This window comes from Nannocystis punicea, from assembly GCF_026965555.1.
Taxonomy (GTDB): domain Bacteria; phylum Myxococcota_A; class Polyangia; order Nannocystales; family Nannocystaceae; genus Nannocystis; species Nannocystis punicea.
In genome coordinates this window covers 9,386,675-9,406,248 of the sequence record NZ_CP114040.1, presented here as the reverse complement: position 1 = coordinate 9,406,248, position 19,574 = coordinate 9,386,675, and the positions used below count along the sequence as shown (strand labels likewise).

14 protein-coding genes are annotated in these 19,574 nt (G+C 69.5%); 7 read left to right on the top strand and 7 right to left on the bottom strand.

All coding sequences use genetic code 11. The features are described 5' to 3' along the window. The first annotated feature begins 286 nt into the window (after positions 1-286). Positions 287-1,696, top strand: a complete 1,410-nt coding sequence (locus O0S08_RS35915) for a DUF1552 domain-containing protein (RefSeq protein ID WP_269033961.1) — start codon at positions 287-289, stop codon at positions 1,694-1,696. A 63-nt stretch (positions 1,697-1,759) separates the two neighbouring features. Here O0S08_RS35915 and O0S08_RS35910 read toward each other — a convergent pair whose 3' ends face one another. Together O0S08_RS35910 and O0S08_RS35905 are read right to left on the bottom strand one after the other, a co-directional pair. Next, positions 1,760-3,145, bottom strand: coding sequence for a Ca2+-dependent phosphoinositide-specific phospholipase C (locus tag O0S08_RS35910; RefSeq protein WP_269033960.1), 1,386 nt, complete (start codon positions 3,143-3,145; stop codon positions 1,760-1,762). 348 nt (positions 3,146-3,493) lie between these two features. Then, a complete protein-coding gene (locus O0S08_RS35905) occupies positions 3,494-4,495 on the bottom strand; it encodes a hypothetical protein (protein WP_269033959.1) in 1,002 nt (333 codons plus the stop codon). A 57-nt stretch (positions 4,496-4,552) separates the two neighbouring features. On the opposite strand from O0S08_RS35905, the gene O0S08_RS35900 reads away from it, so the two are divergent. The 3 genes from O0S08_RS35900 to O0S08_RS35890 all read left to right on the top strand — a co-directional run bounded on the left by O0S08_RS35900 (position 4,553) and on the right by O0S08_RS35890 (position 6,121). Beyond that, positions 4,553-5,128 (top strand): 3'-5' exonuclease, encoded by a 576-nt coding sequence (locus O0S08_RS35900; protein WP_269033958.1) that lies wholly within the window; start codon positions 4,553-4,555, stop codon positions 5,126-5,128. Further along, entirely contained in the window at positions 5,125-5,598 is a 474-nt protein-coding gene (locus tag O0S08_RS35895) for a 3'-5' exonuclease family protein (RefSeq protein WP_269033957.1), read from the top strand. The genes O0S08_RS35900 and O0S08_RS35895 overlap by 4 nt, the downstream gene beginning before the upstream one ends. 175 nt (positions 5,599-5,773) lie before the next feature. Continuing rightward, complete coding sequence (locus tag O0S08_RS35890) at positions 5,774-6,121, top strand: hypothetical protein (RefSeq protein WP_269033956.1); 348 nt, start codon at positions 5,774-5,776, stop codon at positions 6,119-6,121. A gap of 154 nt (positions 6,122-6,275) precedes the next feature. Here O0S08_RS35890 and O0S08_RS35885 read toward each other — a convergent pair whose 3' ends face one another. Continuing rightward, positions 6,276-7,145 carry a PAS domain-containing protein gene (locus tag O0S08_RS35885; protein ID WP_269033955.1) on the bottom strand — a complete coding sequence of 290 codons (870 nt, stop codon included), beginning with the start codon at positions 7,143-7,145 and terminating at the stop codon, positions 6,276-6,278. 162 nt (positions 7,146-7,307) lie between these two features. Here O0S08_RS35885 and O0S08_RS35880 point away from each other — a divergent pair, with 162 nt between their 5' ends. Together O0S08_RS35880 and O0S08_RS35875 are read left to right on the top strand one after the other, a co-directional pair. After that, positions 7,308-7,898, top strand: coding sequence for a hypothetical protein (locus O0S08_RS35880; RefSeq protein WP_269033954.1), 591 nt, complete (start codon positions 7,308-7,310; stop codon positions 7,896-7,898). Between the two features lie 104 nt (positions 7,899-8,002). Further along, a complete protein-coding gene (locus tag O0S08_RS35875) occupies positions 8,003-8,593 on the top strand; it encodes a hypothetical protein (protein ID WP_269033953.1) in 591 nt (196 codons plus the stop codon). A gap of 265 nt (positions 8,594-8,858) precedes the next feature. On the opposite strand, the gene O0S08_RS35870 is transcribed toward O0S08_RS35875, so the two are convergent. The 3 genes from O0S08_RS35870 to O0S08_RS35860 are packed head-to-tail and all read right to left on the bottom strand — an operon-like array spanning position 8,859 to position 14,607. Beyond that, complete coding sequence (locus O0S08_RS35870) at positions 8,859-10,166, bottom strand: hypothetical protein (protein ID WP_269033952.1); 1,308 nt, start codon at positions 10,164-10,166, stop codon at positions 8,859-8,861. A 2-nt stretch (positions 10,167-10,168) separates the two neighbouring features. Further along, positions 10,169-11,467, bottom strand: coding sequence for a hypothetical protein (locus O0S08_RS35865; RefSeq protein ID WP_269033951.1), 1,299 nt, complete (start codon positions 11,465-11,467; stop codon positions 10,169-10,171). A gap of 5 nt (positions 11,468-11,472) precedes the next feature. Next, positions 11,473-14,607, bottom strand: a complete 3,135-nt coding sequence (locus O0S08_RS35860; RefSeq protein WP_269033950.1) for a hypothetical protein — start codon at positions 14,605-14,607, stop codon at positions 11,473-11,475. Positions 14,608-15,064: 457 nt separating this feature from the next. On the opposite strand from O0S08_RS35860, the gene O0S08_RS35855 reads away from it, so the two are divergent. Then, entirely contained in the window at positions 15,065-16,897 is a 1,833-nt protein-coding gene (locus O0S08_RS35855) for a sodium:solute symporter family transporter (RefSeq protein WP_269033949.1), read from the top strand. 78 nt (positions 16,898-16,975) lie between these two features. On the opposite strand, the gene O0S08_RS35850 is transcribed toward O0S08_RS35855, so the two are convergent. After that, a complete protein-coding gene (locus O0S08_RS35850) occupies positions 16,976-19,468 on the bottom strand; it encodes a PAS domain S-box protein (RefSeq protein ID WP_269033948.1) in 2,493 nt (830 codons plus the stop codon). Between the last annotated feature and the right edge of the window lie 106 nt (positions 19,469-19,574).

Sequence of the window (19,574 nt, the reverse complement as noted above, 5' to 3'; positions counted from 1 at the left end):
CGGCGCCGGCGTCTGCTGCGACGTCTGCACGCACGAATCGTGGTGCGGGTGAACGATGGTCAACAGCGAAGACAATGGCCGGGCGCGCGGCGATCCGTCGGGGCGGGGCGCGTGACGTCGAGCGGGGGAACCACGAACGGTCATTCTTGGCAGGGGGCGGGCGAGTGTGGCACAATGTCGAGAGTTCGCGGCGCGACGCATTCGCCGGCGAACGCGGCGGGCGGAGGCGTATCGGGGCATCGCTGGCGGCGGGCTTCGAACCTCCGCGCGGACGGGAGCGAGCGGCATGCGACGACGAATGTTCTTGCGGGGCGCGGGCGGGGTCGCGGTCGCGTTGCCGTTCCTCGAATCGCTGTTCGGGCGGCGCGGCACGGCGCGCGCGGCCGGGCCGGGTGGCAATCGGCTGGTCGTGTTCTTCACCTGCAACGGCGTCAACCTGGAGACTTTCTTTCCGCAGGCGCCCGGGCCGTTGACCGTGGATTCGCTGATGGGCTCGGCGCTGGAGCCGCTCACCGCCTATCGTGAAAAACTGCTGATTCCTCGGGGTCTGCACATGGTGCCCAAGGGGTGGGGGCACGATCCCGGCACCGCGGGCAACGATCATGCCATGGGCATGGGCCACAAGCTCACCGCCCAGCCGCTCGATCCGGACACTCTTTATGCGCGCGGCGTATCCGTCGATCAATTCGCGGCGGCGCAGCTCAACCCCGACGGGCGGCCGTCGCTGACGCTCTCGGTCGGCTGGCGGCACCTCGACGTCCTGGGCCACATCTCCTACGCGGGCAGCGGGATGCCGGTGACGCCCGAGGGCAACCCGTGGCTGACGTATCAGGACCTCATGGGCCTGGGCGGGCTCGACGAGCTGGCCAAGCTGCGGATCGCCACGCGCCGGCAGAGCGTGCTCGACCTGGTCGAGGACGAGTTCAAGGCGCTCAAGGCGAGGGGCCTCGGCAAGGCCGACGCGATGAAGCTCGAGATGCACGCCGACTCGATCCGCGACCTCGAGGTCGAGATGGCCGGCAGCGGCCTGGTCGCCTGCGCCCTCGACCCCGCGCGCGCGGCCGAGATCGAGGCGGTCGACCCCGACTCGGTGCTGCTCGACGCGCAGTTCAAGGCGATCGGCCGCATGCAGCTCGACGTGCTGGCGATGGCGATCGCCTGCGGGGCGACCAACGTGGCCACGATCCAGTGGGCCTCGGGCTCGGGCGGCCCGGTCTACCAGTGGGACGGGATGCACCACGAATACAACCACCACAAGCTGTCGCACGGCAACACCAAGGACGACGACACCGGCGAGGAGGTGGCCGGGTACATGGAGATGCTGGCGCAGATCGATCGCTGGCACGCGGAGCAGTTGGGGCACCTGCTCGATCGCCTGTCGGCCTACGAGGAGGGCGACGGCACGGTGCTCGACCGCTCCGCGGTGGTGTGGATGCACGAGCTGTCGGAGGGCAAGATCCACTCGTACATCGACCTGCCGACGGTGATCGCAGGCAGCGCCGGCGGCTACCTCAAGCAGGGCGAATACATCGACCTCGTCGGCGACGAGGACCCGTGGGACCTGCGTTATCCCCACAATCGCCTGCTCGTCACCCTGCTCAACGCCGTCGGCTGCACGGGCGAGGACGGGTCGCCGATCACCGAGTTCGGCCGCGAGGGGCTCGAGAAGGGCGAATACAGCGAGCTGCTGGCGTGACGCCGGGCGCGGGCCGCCCGGCCAGTACGGGGCTGCCCGCGCGCGCGCCGTGACGGCGCTCCGCTACCACCACTGCAGGCGGAAGGTCTGGGCGCTGGTGCTGTTGCAGTCGTAGTGCCACAGCTGGACGCCGTCGGCGGCGCTGCTGTTGGGCACGTCCATGCAGCGGTTCTTCATGCCGTGCCACGAGCCGTCCCACTCGAGGCGCCACTTCTCGCTCTCGCCGCCGTCGCACTTCCAGATGTGGTGGCGGTCGCCGAGGTCGCCGTCGCCGCCCTCGATGTCGTAGCAATAGGCGGTGTTGCCGACGGAGCGCAGCTGGCCGGCGCTGGTGTAGATCCACGCCTGGTTGGGGTCGCCGTTGCACGACCACTGGATGATGTCGGTGCCGTTGGAGTACGAGCCGTTCCACACGTCGACGCACTTGTTGCTGGCGTCGTTGACCATCTGGAACTGGACCGGCACCGAGCCGCGCAGGCCGACCAGGGGGAGCTTGTCGTAGAAGGTGTCGGCGTTGCCGCGGCTGATCATCGACGCGCCCCAGCCGACCGCGAGGTACATGCGCCAGAACTCGTCGTACTCGTAGTCGCTGCTCCACAGGTTCAGCAGCTGGCGGTTGGCGTCGGCGCGCGAGGCGATGCTGTCCCAGCCGGCGGGCGAGCCGACGTTGCCGCAGATCACCCACTTGTTGGTCTGGTACTCGTCGAAGTCGTTGGCGTTGCCCCACCAGTCGAAGTCGGCCGGGCTGTCGGCGTTGGGACAGACGAAGAAGTTGGAATTGTAGTTGTAACGGCGGACATAGTTCTCCTGATAGTCGTTCTTGTCGCCGGTCGGGCCGCCCATGATGAGGACGATGATCTTGCCCTGCAGGGCGGCGAGCGACGGCCAGCCGTAGGTGTAGACGCCCTGGCGCATGCTGTCGTAGCCGGTCCACGCGCGCAGCTCGTCGGGCCGGTACAGCTTGGTGCCGAGCACCTGGGCCACCTGGGCGTGCAACTCGTCGTACTGGGCGTCGCCCCAGGCGTACGGGCTGATCGCCTTCAGATCGATCTGCACCGTGATCGGCAGGTGGCCCGGGTTGTAGTCGCTCCAGTTGCGGATGTCGTTGAGACAGTCGCGCAGGTAGCCGCCCTGACCCCAGCGGCAGTTGTTGCCGGTGTCGCTGTCCAGGGGGCCGTGCTTGACCGGGAATTGCTTGACCCCGTTGACCTGCTTGTACTCGTGGATGTCGAGCTCGAGCGCGTAGAAGCCGTCCCACAGGGCATAGTCGAGGTTGGGGAACTCGGCGGTCTTATGATAGGTGTTGTGCGGGCGGGCGAAGTAGACGTCGCTGTAGGAGTCGCTCCACCGGAAGTCGAGGGCGTCGGGGGCCTCGGCGAGGGCGGTGGCGGGAGCGGCGGCGAGGACGAGGCCGGCGAGCAGCGTGAGCGAGCAGATCTTCGTATTCATAAAAATACCTGAGCAAGGTCGATGGTGCGGTGATTGGACGGCCCTCCGCCGGCCGTCCCGATCGGCGGACGTACGCCGACGGACGACCTCCGCGGTGCTCGCAGTCGCGGGTAACCCACGCGACGGGGCGAGCGCGCCGAAACGGCGGAGCTCCGGGGCATCGGCGGGGGCCTTCGCCCTCCGGATGCCGCAGTCGGAGGATGAGTGTCGTCCGCCGCGCCGGCGGATCACGAGGCGAGGCGCAGTAGGCCGGAGCGGTGGGCCCCGGTGCCGGTGAGCACGCGCAACGACAATTTTGCCCGGCCGTGAAACCCCGGGGCCGTCCGCCGATTCACCGCGCGTCGCGGCTCACGCGCTCTCGCCCCCGCGGCGGCCCTGTCGTTCGACGCGCGCGAGGAGCTCGTGGTCGTCGAGGCGGCGGGCGATCGCGTGGGCGCGCGCGCGGGCGACCTCGCCTTCGGGCGGCCCGTGGATCCGGGCCACCAGCAGCAGGCCCATCGCGCGCAGGCGCGTGTAGCCGCCGTCGCCGGCGTGCTCGCAGGCTCGCAGGGCCAGGCGCAGCGCCTCGTCGTCCCGGCCGGCGCGGAGGCAGCCGAAGGCGCGGCCGGCGTCGCGGCGGTAGCTGGCGAACGGGTGGACGTCGCTCGCGGGCAGCGCCTCGAACAGCGCCAGCGCGGCCGCGTGCTCGCCGGCGCGGTTCCATTGATAGGCGCGCTGATCGACGAGCCGCGCGCGGAAGCAGGCGGCGTCGGCGGGCGCGAGCGCGGCGGCGGCGAGCATGCGCTCGACCGCGTCGAGCGCCGGGAGCACCGGCTCGCCGCGCTGGCTGGCAGTGTAGGCCTGGACCAGCGCGAGCTCGACGCGGGCGTCGTCGTGACCGGCGAGGCCGGCCAGGGCGGCGGCGGCCTTCGTCAGCTGGGCGGTCGCCTCGTCGAGCGCGCGCGACCGCAGGGCGCAGCTGGCGTGGCCGAGGTGCAGCCACACGCGCGCGCGCGAGGTCGACACCGGCGGCCGGTCCCACAGCCGCAGCTGATCGCGGCACAGCGGCAGCGGCAGGTCGCCGAACGGGCTGTGATAGAGGCCCATCCAGCGCACCCGCGACTCGACCGACGCCGGCACGCCGAACACTCGCAGCAGCCGCTGGCCCCACACGCCGCCGTCGAGCTGGCCGCGGCGACGCAGCCGTCGCAGCGCGCGCTCGATCGAGGCCACGTCGTCGCCCGGGGCCTGCTCGATCAGCTTCCACGCGACCGCGGCGAGCGTGCCGTGCTCCTCGATCAGCGCCGCCAGCAGGTCGCCCCAGGTGAAGCCCGCGGCTTGTCCGGAATCCTGTCCGCCCTCGTCGGCCACGCCCGCACTATACCTGGCCGCGAAAGGAAGCTTTGTCCGCCACAAGCATCAACCGCCATGTCTGAGACCATCACCCGCTACCTCGTCGTCGACCTCGAGGCGACCTGCGACGACCTCGGGGCCGTGCCGCGCGAGGAGAGCGAGATCATCGAGATCGGCGCCGTCCTGGTCGACGGTGCCACGCTGGAGCCGATCGCCGAGTTCCAGTCCTTCGTCCGTCCGCTCGTCCACCCGCGGCTGTCGCCGTTCTGCACCGAGCTCACGACCATCACCCAGGCCGATGTCGCCCGCGCGCCGACCTTCCGCGTGGTCGCGCCGAAGCTGGCCGCGTTCGGGCAGGGCGCGCTGTTCTGCTCGTGGGGCGGCTACGACCGCAACCAGCTCGAGCGCGACGCCCGGCGCGCCGGGATCCGCTCGCCGCTCGGTCCGCGTCACCTGAACCTCAAGGAGGCGTTCGCCCGGGCCGCCGGCGAGGGCCAGAGCGGCACGTACGGGGCGCTGCGCCGCGTCGGGCTCAAGCCGACCGGGACGCATCACCGCGGCATCGACGACGCGCGGAACATCGCCCGCCTGTTGCCGTACGCGCTCGGCCGGGCGGAGATCGGCGCGCGCCACGAGAGGAGGCCGCGATGAGCCGCGACAAGCTGTGGATCATGGTCGACGTCGAGACCTCGGGCCCGATCCTCGGCCGTCACTCGCTGACCGAGCTCGGCGCAGTGGTCGGCTCGGCGGAGCGCGGGGTGATCGATCGCTTCGAGGTGCTCATCGCCCCGATCTCCGACGAGGTGATCAATAGCCGCGGCTCGTTCGCGCGGGCCCGGACGGCGGGGCTCTCGCCGGCCGAGGCGATGCAGAGATTCGCCGCCTGGACGCTGCCGCACCGCGAGCGCCGGGCGACCTTCATCGCCCGCCCGGCCGCGTTCGACTGGCCGTGGATCGTCTGGTACGCCTGGACCTTCCTCGGCGAGAACCCGTTCGGCTTCAAGGCGGTCTGCGCGTCGTCGTGGTTCGAAGCCCGCGGCCGCAGCTTCCGCGTCGACCTGCCGCACCGCGCGGTCGACGACGCAGACATCCAGCTGCGCCACTTCCTCGCGCACGGGTGAGCGCGAATGATGGCAGTCCGGTGTATGGCGATACCCACTCGTGATTCGCTGGACTGGGCGATATCGCTCGAAATGGTGGCTGGGCGGCCGGTCTTCGTATGCGGACCGACGAGGCCGCTACCGACGGACTTGCCGGCTTGCTACACTCCATCCTTCGCTTCACGAGGAAGCCCGGATGCCGAGCAATCAGTCCAGCGATGACACCCCGCAAGGGCAACTGCACCGTCTGTTACTCCGCATGTTCAGCAGCGACGAGCTGCGTCGGTTCATCCGGTTCGCCCCGGACGGCGAGGCGATGTCGCTCGAATTGCCGGGCCCGACCGCGTCTCCGGCCGTCGTCGCGACCGCGGTCGTGACCACATTGGCGGAGCATGAGGCGATCGACGCGGCGCTGTTCGACCGCCTCGTCGCCGAGCGGCCCCGCCGTGACCGCGAGATCCGCGAGATTCAGGCGTTGTTCGCCGCCGGAACCGAGGCGGGTGGCAAGGTCATCCACCTCGCGCACAACGGCGACCGACGGTAATCGGCGCATACGGAGGCGCCTGGTCGCCCGCCCGCGGCGAGGCGGCCGCACGGATCGCTCGAATGATAGGCCTGCAGGGAATCGGTCGCGGGGTGAGGACGATGGATCGTACGGAGGCCCCGCGCAGAGCAGGTGACGCGAGCGCGTCGCCGAACTACTGCGAGTGACGTTCGTCGCTCGTGGCCTCGCGCACGGCGTCCTTCAGGCTGGCGCGCACCGTGATTCCGGTGAGTTCGGCGGCGCGTGACACCAGGGCGGCGGCGACCTCCGGGCGGACGCCGGTCACGACCACGCGCGCGCCGAGCAGCCGGACGGCCCGCGCGACGCTCAGCAGGCCCAGGGCGGCGGCGTCGTCGAGCTCGCCGATGCCGGTGAGGTCGAGGATCGCGACCTTCGCGCGCGCAGCCGCGACGCCGCGCAGGAGGGTGCCCTGCGCGAGCTCGAGGCGCGACGCGTCGAGTCGGCCGATCAGGGGCATGACCAGGACGTCGTCGCGGATCGGGATCAGCGGCGTCGACAGCTGCAGCAGCGCGGCCTCGTGCTCGCGCAGGAGCTCTTGCTGGCGCAGGTTGTCGCGCAGGGCCTGCTCGTGGCGGACCTGGTCGGTGATCTCGCGGACGACGGCGAGGACGCTGTTGGCGCCGAGAGGGGAAGCGTTGGCGCTGAACCACAGCTCCTCGCCGGCGATCGTGCGGCTGTAGACGCTGTTGACGATCCGGCGCTCGGCGAGGGCGCGGCGGATGTCGGCGACGAACGCGTCGGCGAGGTCGCGCGGCAGGACGTCGTGCATGGTCTTGCCGAGGAAGTCGGGGGCGGGCTTGTAGCGGGCGCCGGGCGCCGTCTCGGGCAGGCGCAGGTAGCGGCCGTCGGGGTCGACGATCAGCACCGCGTCGGTCATCGCCGAGAACATGGCCCGCAGCTCGGCCTCGCTGCTGCGCAGCGCGGCGGCCTCGGCCTCGAGCTCGGCGACCCGTCGGCGCAGGCGCGCGAGCTCGGGGAGCGGGCCTTCGACGGGGTCGGTCATGCGCTGCGCGAATGTAACGCACTCGCGCGCTACGAGGGCGGGGGATGACGCCAGAGTGGGCGCGCTCGCCGCAGCACTCCGCCAGGCCCTCGCCCCGTCGCCCACGTAACTCGCGTGCTCTCGCCCCACGAGCGCGCCCTGACCTGCTAGGCTCGCCAGCCCATGCGTCTCGTCCCCCTACTGTCGCTCGCTCTCCTCATGTCCGCTTGCGGCGACAGCACTGGGAGCGAGACCTCGACCTCCACCACGACCAGCTCGACCGGGAACACCTCCGAGGGGACTACCACGGAGGCTCCGATCGACTGCAAGGCGGACAACGCGTGCGTCCTTTACCCCGATCAGTGCACGGGGTGGTGCTTTTGCGACAACAAGGACTATGAGGTCGAGAAGTGCGTCGAGACGGAGTCGGGCGGGTTCCTGGTCCAATGCACCGAGGAGGCGCAGGGTGTCTCCGCTCTATGCCCGTACGGTTGCGACGACGTCTACTTCGATCCGCCGAAGTGCCTCCCGCCCGAGGAGGAGTGCGGGGCGGAGGGGGAGTGCGGGGCGACGCCGGGGTGCTCGCTATGCAAGTGCCCGCTGCAGGATGCAATGGGCGCCGGGCCGGCCTGCGCGGGCGATCTGGTGGTTGAGCGTATCGATCCCGAGGTCGACGCTAGCCCTTGCCGCGTCCTCGAGTACTGCGGCTTCGGCTGCAAAAATGACGCGTGCTGCCCGGATGGCGGGTGCAAGTGGGGCGAGACGCCGGAGTAGGGCGCACCCGCCGCAGCACTCCGCCAGGCCCTCACCCGGTCGTCCGAGTAACCCGCGTGCTCGCCCTCGCGAGCCCCGCGCTGACCTGCTAGGCTCGCCAGCCTATGCGTCTCGTCCCCCTACTGTCGCTCGCCCTCCTCATATCCGCTTGCGGCGACAGCACTGGGAGCGAGACCTCGACCTCCACCACGACCAGCTCGACCGGGAACACCTCCGAGGGGACCACGACGGAGGCTTCGATCGACTGCAAGGCGGACAACGCGTGCGTCCTTTACCCGGAGCAGTGCACAGGGTGGTGCTATTGCGACAACAAGGACTATGAGGTCGAGAAGTGCGTCGAGACGGAGGCGGGCGAGTTCCTGGTCCAATGCACCGAGGAGGCGCAGGGTGTCTCCGCTCTATGCCCATACGGTTGCGACGACGATTACTTCGATCCGCCGAAGTGCCTCCCGCCGGAGGAGGAGTGCGGGGCGGAGGGGGAGTGCGGAGCGACGCCGGGGTGCTCGCTATGCAAGTGCCCGCTCGAGGGAGCCATGGGCGGCGGCCCAGCCTGCGCAGGCGACCTGGTCGTCCAGAAGACCGACCCCGAGGTCGACGCTAGCCCCTGCCGCGTCCTCGAGTACTGCGGCTTCGGTTGCAAAAATGACGCGTGTTGCCCGGACGGCGGGTGCAAGTGGGGGATGATGCCGGAGTAGGGCGCGCCCGCGCGTTTCGGCGACATCAAGCGGGCTGTAAAAAGGCGCGGTGTTGTGCGCAAACGCGGTAGCAAACCCTGGAAGGTGACACGTGAGACTAGGGTCGCTAACACCATCCCAGCGGACCATGGTTCGGGGAAGGAGAGCGCCGATGTGTACATTCGTGGTCTTGCAGGGACATCGACTGGGACCTGGACGAGTCCAAAGCGGAGCTGTCATGCGTGAAGAGACCGTTCCGCCGCGTCCTCGCCCGTGCTGACGAGGTTTACACGTCCTCGTACACCATCACGAGGTAAAGCCACTGGAAGGTCCCGCCCCCCGTGGAAGTGGCAGCCCGGACTTGGACGACCGTGGGGTCCTGCGCACCGAGCCCGCAACGGAGGTGCCCCGGCGCCGAGCGCCACGCGTAAGCCGTCCCGGATGGTACAGGGACCTGAGCGATGGAGTAGGACGCGGTCTCGAAGCGGACGGTCGCGGTCGGGCCCGACGTGGTCATGCGGCCATACACATAGCAGCGGACGGGCACGACGTTGTCATCGTCGCGCAGCACGGTCGTCGCTTCGCTCTCCTGAACTCGCCGGGCGTTCGCCCCGGAGCTCACCGACCAGCCCGACGTCGCGGCGTCGAAGGCGGTCGTGAGGCCGGAGGCGAGCTCCGTGTAGGTCATTCCGGAGACGAAGCGCGGGTCGGTCTCGGTCGAGGCGAAGTTCTGCTGCGATTCGGACCAGCCCGACGCGTAAAAGAGCACCGGACCGATCTCCTGGTTGAGGCGGGCGGCGGCGTCGCAGAGGATCTCGGCGCCCCCACCCGGATCGTCGGCCGCGAACTTCGTCACGGGCACCGATCTGGTGAGCTGGCCCAGATTTCCACCGCTGCCGGTGGAGTGCATCGGGGCGATCCAGTCGCCCCCGGCGAGGTCATATGCGAGCCCGTAGGGCTCCTCATGGATGACCAGGTCGAGGGCGCGAGGACTGCCGACGTACGCGACGACGATCCGCGCTGTGACCCCGTCGGACCAAGCCGCGAGGGTAGCCGGGTCGTTGAGGTCCACATCAGGCAAGCAAGCGACGCGGCGCCTGTAGAGCTGGGACCATGCTGCGCCAGGGCCCGTGGGCTGGGCCGCATTCGGCAATCCGGAGCCCTGGATCGAGATCTGCTTCAGAACGCCAGAGTCCGCCCCGTTGTTGTAAATCACAGCGATCTGGACGACCCCCTTGGCGCCTCCCGCCACCAAGGCGCCCATAGGGTCCGTGTATGCCGTCATGCCTGACGGGTTGGCAACGAGCGTCGCATGGACGAAATGGCCCGGAGTGAGCTTGACGGCCGGGAGCTGCAGGGGGATACGCGCCGCGTCCGGGTCAGGGGACATGCCGAGCGCTACGTCCGACACGTGCCATTTACTCGCCCCGTGAAGCCCGACCGTCGCCAGGATGCGCCGACCGTGCGTGAGGACGCGGTCACCGGTCGCGTGGATGGCGGAGGCCCGATCCTTGCGCATGAATTGGCGGCCCCGCAGGGGGTCGAGCGGGATCGGGGTCTGCGGCTCGTTCAGGTTGCGTTTGCGGTGTGCCATGGTCAGGGGTCCTGGATATCGAGCCCGCCGCCGCCGGACTGCTCGAAGTAGGGATCGATCGTGATGGCGCGGACGAAGGCGCTGGTGTCGGAGGCGAGAGCGGGGTTGGTCTCGTCGAACTCGATCCCGACCGCGAGCCACGTCATGCCCAAGTCGTCGACCGCGAGGGGCAGCGCGCCGAGGTCGAGCCACTCGCCAGCGTTCGTGCCATGAGGAGTGTTGCAGGTCGCCGCGGCCGTGCGGTGGAACGTCAGCGGCCCGACCGCCTCGTTGAGGACGGGCAGCCCGGCGATGCTGTAGCAGCGATAGCGGACCTCCGCAGTGTTCGCGCCGAACTCGATCGTCTGCCGCACGAACAGCCGCACGTGCGCGAAATTCACCTTGCGGGGGACGGGCCGGCACCAGAGCAGGGTGGTGCACAGCCGGACGGCGGTGTCGCCGGGCGCGGTCCTCCACCAGGCCGCGGGCGCGAACGTGTTGGTGATCCGCAGCGGGTCGTAGACCCGCGTGTTGACGAGCGAACCGAGCAATCGGCGGTCCGCCTGCTCGTACGCATGCCCGGACCACAGGTGCGCCGGGCCGACGAGCGAGCCCTCATCCGCGATGTCGAGCGTCGCGCGGTCTGGAACCAGGGGCGGCGAGCGACGCAGCTGCGTCATGTCCGGCGGCTTCCTCTGCGAGATCCAATCCTCCCATTGCTCGGTGGTCGAGTGGAAGCGCCGGCCGATGCGAACTTGATTGAAGTCGGTCCCACCCGCGAAGGGCGAGGAGCCGCCGAACCCCGCGCCGATACTGAGAGTGTCGGTCGGCGAGGCCGTGACCACCAGGTGCTGCCCGGTGGTGAACACGAAGTTCGCCCCGCCAAGGGTGAGGTTGTAGATGTACAACTCGGACCGGTAGTTCGGAGCGCTCGGATGTTGGCACCACGAGATGAGGAACGTGTGATCGGTCGCTGCGACCACTCCCGGCAGGTTCGCGCTCACTACGGTCGAGTTGTTGTACCGGCAGCGTACGAGATTGCCGCTGGTGACGTCGATCCTGTACGAGTAGGTCGTGCTGCTGCTGCCGTGATCGATCAGGACGCCCGTCTGACCCGACTGAATCTTCCATAGGAGGGAGATCTCGCGCGAGCCGTTGATCGCGGTCCGGGCCGAGCTCGCCTCGGCGAGCCAGTGGGTAGGACCTAGATCCTGTTCCACCACGTCTTTATGGTACTGCGAGTGGTCGATGAAGTGATCGGAAAGGAAGGCGTCGAGCAGGAGAGCGGTATCAGGCTTCGAGTTGCTGCTGATGTCAGTCATGGTCGTTACACCACCCAGGGGAAGCCGGGAGTATCGCCGGCGCCGAACTTCAGATCGCTGTCGCAGAGGACGCCGAAGACCTGCCGCGCCCAGGAGCTCGCTTCCTGATCATCGTACTTCGCCAGAGTGATGATGCCGTAGCGCCGGTCCCAGATGCCGTATTGGTCATGCACTTCGAGGGACCCCTTGGCGTAGATGATCGCGTTGGCGTCGGGGTCGACGCTCTCGACGGTGAAGGTCGCGGTCAGCTCCCACGAAACTCCGTCCCAGCTGGAGAACACGTGGGCTTTCGCCTCGGTCCCGGTGGCCCAGTCCGGCTTGATGAAGCCGCCCACATCCGGAGTTTCGGAGCCGCGGCCCCAGGCGTCCGCGTAGCACGTGATCCTGCGGTTCTCGGCGTCGTGTCGCGCCTCGACCGTGGTGTGGCCGTCGATCAACCGCGCGAGCGGGGAGAAGCGGCGCTTCGTGGTGGGGTCGCCGGCCTGGACGAGGATCTCGATCGTCGCGCCGAGGGTCATCAGGTCACGCTCGACGCTGATGACGCGGCCGACGCGCTGCGACATCCCGTATGCGCCGGACCTGGTCGCGGGCCACGGGCTCGAGTACGAGACGATGGTACCGGGCCAGATCGCCCCGGCCTTGTGCCCCTTGACGGGGACCCGGACGACCGTCCACGGCTCGGCGTAGAAGCGGGCGCCGTCGAGGGACCAGAACTTCTCGAACTCCTTCTGCCACGAACCGTCCGCGAGCAGCGTGCGCCCGTCGATCTCCAGCTTCGCGTTGCCTCGCCGCTGGGTGCTGCGGCTGTCCTTCGCCTTCACGCGAACGACCTTGTCGCCGGTCTCCTGCAGGAGCTGATTGCCGCCGTAGGTCACCTCCACGAGGTCGATGGGGAGCATCCGATCGAACGCGACCGTTTCGCTGGGAGGAGCGTCGTTCGGGCCCGCCGCGATGTCGGACGGACCGAGGTGGACTTCGACGTCGTCGAGGTCGAGCGTGGCGAACCGGTTGAAGAGGCCGTACTTGCCGTCCTTGAGGCTCATCGCCCAGCCGCGCGGCTTGCAGATCTGCTCGATCAGCTCGAGCGCATCGAAGGGGCCGAGGAAGGCGAGGCGCGTCTGGTTCAAAGGACCGGCGACGTTATTGGGGAGGGATTGAGCGGCGACTTTGAATGAGAGTAGATCCACCATCGACTGAGGAATGCCGAGGCCGAGATCAGCCATTTCTCGATCGTCGGCGGGACCTTCCGCATCGTCGTGGGTATTGAGCCCAGTGGTGACGACATCACCCGTCCAATACGCACTGCCGGTGCTCAACAGAAGCCGCGCGAGGATATTGTGGGCCTGATCGGGAATCCCCTTGAAGTTGTACCCCAGCAGCACAATCGGCGTGAATTCGACCTTCTTGATCGCCCACGGGCCCTTGAACGGCGGCGCCCCCCATTGCTCCTGCGGCAGCCAGTCTTCGATCCACATCAGCGCGCGGTCGAGGTCCGTAGCTGCGATCATTCCGTCGTCGTTCACCCATCCCGCACGCCCCAGCGCATAGACCTCCTCTTCGTCGCCATCGGTCGAGGTCTTCCGGACACCCTTCACCAACACGAAGCCGGCGGTGTCGACGTCGCCCGAGGGCAGCGTCTTTGTCGGCGGAGGCAGAGCGAGCTGCCCGGGGAAGTACGGCTGCTCTCCGTTCCCATAGCCCACGTCGAGCATCGTTCCGAAGCCTTGCTGCAGCACCCCAACCCCAAGAGTATCTTCGTAATACGGCCGATAGACGCGCTGCACGCCGTCCCCGTCCACGGTATGAGGGGATGTGAACCAGACCTGACTCATGGGGAGGGTATCGAAGTGCGCGGTCCACCACGTCCCAGTCGTCGGGTCCGGCGTCGAGCTCGTCCACGTCTCGAACTTGTTGCCGGCGAACGCCTCGATCTCGTTCTCAGACTCCAGGGGCGACATGGCCGGCTTCCCTTGGCCCGCCTCGGAGAGGTCGTATCCCAGGTAGAGCCAAACGGAGCTATGCATCCGGAGCCGCATGATCGCCCCATACGCGGGGTTGTCGACCACGATGTTCTCGCCGTTGTTCGCCTGGATCTGGATCGTGACTTCATCAGCCGTGAAGCCGACGGACGCCGGAATGTGCGTGTTGAATGTGATGTCCGGCCCCGCGGCGGCCGCGAGCGCTTGTAGTCTATCGTTGATCTGCGCGGCGAGCTCGTTCTGAGTGAGGCCGGTCGGCGTCAGGGCGTCCAGCACCTCGTGATAGGCCGAGAACGCGCCGTCCAGCCGCGTGCTATTCGCGTACATGTAATGGAAGCTCGCCGCGATCAGGTTCTCCTTGGGCTGAAGCTCCAGGAGCGGGGTCGCCTCCGCCCACGTCGTCGGTCGCGTCGTGTTGAGCGTCTTCCGCAGCCAGCTCTGCGGACCCTCGACGTCGAAGCGCCACGCGTACCCTTGCACTGTCGGAGGGTTGCGGACGACGCCCCAGAAGATCAGCGAACGCCCGCTCTCGAACTGCTCCTTCCAGCCGGGCCACTCGCCTGTCACTGGGTCTCGACGGATGAGGTAGAGGGCGCACGGCAACCCTTCATGGTGCCTCGCCTCTTGCCTCACCAGCACGGGAGCGAGATGATCCTCCGCCGTGGAGTTCACGGCAGCATGGTCATACCCGGGCAGCGGGTCCGGAATCACCTGGTACTGCCTTCGCTGCCCGTTCGGACCAATGCTCTCGCCCGAGACCCACCGTCCATGGAGCTCCACCCCGTTCCCTCCCTCGTCGAGGAGGGAGGAGGGGGCAGGGGTGTCGCGTGGCTCAAGCCGATCGATGAGGCGCACGCCAGGCTCGTCCTCGAAGTAGCGGATGATGTGCCCCTCGCGGTCGACCACGGTGAAGCTTCGGTTGGTGTCGAGCACCATGCCCGAATCGACGAGCCCGATCTCCATCTTCACCGTTCCGTCGACCTCCAGCCCCAGCGCGACGGTCCGGCCCTTGCCGACGTTGACCTCGTCACCGATCCACGAGCCGGGGCCGCTCCCCACGAGCTCGATTCTGTTTGTGAAGGCGACGGGCCACCCTTCGATGAGGAAGAGATACCCGATTTCCTGAAACTCGGCGGCGGCGAGCTGTGCGACGGTAGCCATGGGGCCCTCGAGACTTTGACGAGAGGCACCTCTACTGCCGCCCTCATTGTCCCGAACGAAGAGCCTCCGCGACGAACCTCACACTTCGAGTCGCCACGCGCGCCGAGCGGGGCGACCCCGCGCATTCGGCTGTAATGGCAGCAGTGGAAACGAGCGTGGGACTCTCGCTCATTGTCGAGATCGCACGCAGGGTCCATGTCGTCAGGACGGGCAACAACATCGCTTGTGGATGCTGAGGTCATGAAGGGGATGGATGGCGAAGGACGCGAAGACGTGACGACCGAAGCGGCCCAGAGGAACAAGGGAGGGCGATCGCGCCAGCTGCGCTCGAAGGGGACTCGCGCGGCTCATGGCCGGCGCTCCTGGTGCGACCGCTCGCTCGCGTGAGCGCTCGGGGCCGCCGACCCGCGCGCAGCCGCTTGCTCGCGCGGGCGAGCTGGACCAAACCTCGCCCGTCGTGCTCGACCTCGTCCTCGTCCTCGCCTTCATCGCCTACTCGGTGAGCGCGGGCCTGCGGGCGCGCAAGGTCGCCTCGCGCGATCTGGGCGAGTTCTTCCTCGCCGGTCGCACCCTGCGCGGCTGGCAGGCGGGCGCGAGCATGGCCGCCACCCAATTCGCCGCCGACACGCCGCTCCTCGTCACCGGCCTGGTCGCGGCTGGCGGGCTGTCCCGGCTGTGGCTGCTGTGGAGCTACGGCCTGTCGTTCCTGCTGCTGGCCTACGTGTTCGCCGGGCCGTGGCGGCGCGCTCGGGTGCTGACCGACGCCGAGCTGGTCGAGCTCCGCTACGGCGGCCGCGGAGCGCTGGCCCTGCGCGCCTGCAAGGCGCTCTACTACGGCGGGGTGCTCAACGGCGCGGCCCTGGCCATGGTCGTCGTCGGCGCGGTCCGCTTCACCGAGGTGTTCCTGCCGTGGCACGCGTGGCTGCCCGAGGCGTGGTTCTCGCCGGTGGTGGCGCTCGTGCGCGCGTTCGGCGGCCAGTTCGTCGCCATCAGCGGCGCGGCCCCCGACGTCGCCGGCGCCGACGCGCTCATCAGCCTGGTCGTGCTGCTCGGCTTCACCGCGCTCTACTCGCTGACGGGAGGCCTGCGCGCGGTGGTCGCGACCGACGTCGTCCAGCTCGCCATCATGCTGATCGGCACCGCGCTTTACGCCGGGGCGGTGCTCGCGGCGGTGGGCGGGCCGGGCGACATCACCGCGGCGCTGGTGGCCGGCCACGGCGAGGCGCAGGCGACCGCGTGGCTGTCCCTTTGGCCAGGCGATGCATTCGCCCCGGCGCTGCTGGTGGTGCTGGTGCTGCCGTGGCTGTTCCAGGCCAGCGCCGACGGCACCGGCTACCTGGCCCAGCGCTGCATGGCCTGCAGCGACGAGGTCGAGGCGCGCCGCTCCGGCCTGGTGTTCGCGTGGCTGCAGATCGTGATCCGCAGCGTGCCGTGGGTGATCACCGCGCTCGGGCTGCTGGTGCTCCTGCCCCCGGGGCCAGGTCCGGTCGACGTCGCCGCGCGCGAGCAGACGTTCGTGCAGGGCATCGACCTGTTGCTGTCGCCGGGGGCGCGCGGGCTGATGCTGGTGGCGATGCTGGCGGCGCTGGCGTCGACGATCGACACGCACCTCAACTGGGGCGCGAGCTACTGGAGTCACGACGTCTACGGCCGGCTGTGGTGCGAGGCGCTGCGCAAGCGCAAGCCGTCCGGCCGCGAGCTGGTGTGGGTGGCGCGCGCGGCCAACGTGGCGCTGCTGCTGGTGGCGTTGATCCTGGCGGCGCGGATCGGATCGATCCAGGCGGCGTGGCACGTCAGCCTGCTGTTCGGGGCCGGGATCGGCGCGGTGCTGATCCTGCGCTGGCTGTGGGAGCGCATCAATCTGTGGAGCGAGTTCGCGGCGATCGCAGTCAGCCTGGTGCTGGCGCCGACGCTGCTCGCGTGGTCCGACGACGCGCACTGGCGCCTGGCGGTCATGGCGGTGGTGTCGACGCTGGTCACGACGATCGTGGCCCTGTGCACGGCGCCGGCCGACCCGGCGAGCCTGCTCGAGTTCTACCGCCGGGCCCGCCCGCTCGGCTTCTGGGCCCGCACCGCCGCGGCCGCGGGCGACGATCCGCGAGCGCCGCGACGGGCCCTCGCGCGCGCGCTCGGCCACGTGGTCCGCGACGGCCTCGCGCTGTACCTGGCCCTCTACGGGTCGATCCGGCTGCTGTTCCCGCTGCCTGCCGGGGGGCGCGTCGGCGCCATCGCGGCGCTCGCGGTGTCCGGCGCGCTGGTGCTGTGGTCGCTCCGGTCGCGGGTCGAGTGATTCGCGGCGGACGGAGAATCGTCACAGTACGTCGCGTTATTCGTGATGACATGTCCAGAGGGACATATCATCAGTGTCTCATTGGGCCGGCGGGGTGGGGCGCGCGTGGCCTGGCGCCGGCCGGTGGCGCGGCAGGTGGACGCGGAAGGTCGAGCCGACGGCGGGGGTGCTCTCGACGGAGACGGAGCCGCCCATGGCCTCGGCGACGTGGCGCGTGACCCACAGGCCGAGGCCGAAGCCGCCGTAGTGGCGCTCGGACACGGCGCGTTCGAAGCGCTGGAACACGCGGGCCTGGTCCTTGAGGGAGATGCCGATCCCGCGGTCGCGCACCGACAGCTGCACGCAATCGGGCGTGGTTGCGAGGCTGATGTCGATCGGCTTGCCGGCGCCGTACTTCATGGCGTTGGCCAGCAGGTTGCTGACGATCTGCTCGAGGCGGGAGCGATCCCAGCGCCCCACGGCCCGGGCCGGCATGTCGAGCTGGACCGGGCAGCGGGCGCGCGCGAGCCGCTCGGCGAAGCCGTCGAGCGTCTCGCGGATCAGCGCCACCAGGTCGAGGGGCTCCGGCTCGAGGTGGATGCGGCCGCTGGTGATCTGCGAGACGTCGAGGAGCTCCTCGATGAGCCGGTGCAGCCGCTCGGTCTGACGCACGATCGTGTGCACCTTCGGCGCGGCGACGGCGGTCGTCAGCGGGGCGCGGCCGTGGCACAGGTGCTCGAGTCGCCCGAGCTGCAGCATCAGCGGCGTCAGCGGGGTGCGCAGCTCGTGCGAGGCGACGGCGATGAACTCGTCGCGCTTGTGCAGGGCGGTCTGCATCTCGCCGTAGAGGCGCGCGACGTCCAGGGACTGGGCGATCCGCAGCGCCAGCTCCTCGGCCAGCGCGAGGTCGTCGGCGTCGAACGCCCGCGTGCGCGCCGCCAGCACCAGGACGCCCAGCCGCTCGTGCCGGGCCGTCAGCGGCACCAGCACGGTCGAGCGGTAGCGCAGGCGCTCGGCCAGGGGCTCGTGCTTCGGCACCCCGGGCAGCACCGGCGGCGCGCCGTCGAGCCGCACCACGGTGGACCGGACCTCGCCGTGGCGCACCAGCGCGAGCAGCTCGCCGCGGCCGTGGGCTTGGCCGAGCCGGCGCGACAGCTCGTGGTAGCCGGCCGCGAGCTCGGCGTCGTCGGCGGCGACCGCGACGGGGTGCGAGGGGCCGAACTTGCCGTGGTCGTCGAGCAGCTCGACGATCGCCAGGTCGGCGGCCGCGGGCGCGACGTGGCGGACGACCTCCTCGAGCGAGGCGATGACGTCGAGCGAGGACGCGAGCAGCTTGCTGGTCTCGGACAGCAGGACTGCGCGGCGGCGGGCGGCTCGCTCGACCTGCAGCAGCCGCTCGTTCTCCGCCTCGGCGTGCTTGCGCGCGGTGATGTCGAAGAACGAGGTGACGACTGCGTCGGGCCGCTGCGGGCCGGCGAGGAACAGCGGCCGCGAATTGATGGAGATCCAGGTGAGCTGTCCGTCGGGTTTGTGGACGCCCATGATCACCGCCGACTGCGGCTCGCCCGAGGCGAGCGTGGCGGTCGCCGGGTGGGTGTCGCCCGGGAACGGCGAGCCGTCCTCGTGGATCGCCCGCCAGCGCGAGTCGAGGGAGGTGCGGCCGACCATCTGGTCCTGCGTCAGGCCGAGCAGCCGCTCGGCGCTGGCGTTGCAGGTGAGGATCGTGCCGTCGCGGCTCTGCAGCACGATGCCCTCCTCGAGCGCGCCGATCGAGGTCCGGTAGCGCTCCTCGCTCGCGCGCAGGGCCTCCTCGCTGCGCTTGCGCTCGCTGATGTCGAGCACCCCGCCGAGCAGCCGCGTGACCTCGCCGTCGTCGCCGCGCACCGCCTTGCCGCGCGCGAGCACCCACACGACCCGGCCGTCCGGGTGCAAGATCCGGTACTCGAGGTCCTTGAACGAGCCGCTCGTCAGGCTCGCGTGCACGCTCGCGTCGACCCGCGCGCGGTCGTCGGGGTGGATCCACTCGCACGCTCTCTTGAAGTCGGCCGGCGCCTCGCCGCGGCCGTGGATCCGGACCATCTCCTCGTCCCACGTGAGCTGGTGCGTCCGCATGTCGAGGTGCCACAGGCCGAGGCCGGTGGCGGCGGCGGCGAACTCGAGCGTGTCTCGCTGCTCGCGCAGCCGCTGCTCCATCTCGACCCGGTCGGTGACGTCGCTGGCGATGAGCGTCAGGGCGACGACCCGCCCGCAGCTCTGGACCGGGCCGACGCGGGTCTCGTAGCGGCGGAGCTCGCCCGAGACGCGGGCGCGCGCCTCGAAGTAGCCGGGCTCGCCGGTCTCGACGACCCGGCGGAAGCAGGCGCGGGCCACCTCGTGCGCTTCCGGCAGGAGGTACGAGAACACGCTGTCCCCGATCAGGCCGATCATCCCGATCCGCGGGTGGGTGCGGTTGGTGAAGTGAATGATCCCCTCGGGGGAGATCATCGTCACGTAATCCGGGCTGTTCTCCAGCAGGGAGAACAGGAACGGCGAGACGCGCTCGAGCTCCGTGAACACGGAGAAGGGCGGTTCTGGCGAGTGGAGCGCGGACACGAGACCACCCAACAATACCGAGCGCCCGGATTCGCACCCTAAAAGAAGGGTAAATCTCGTCGCCGCAGCCGCTCGCGTCCGGCTGCGCCGTCTTCCGCCGCATATG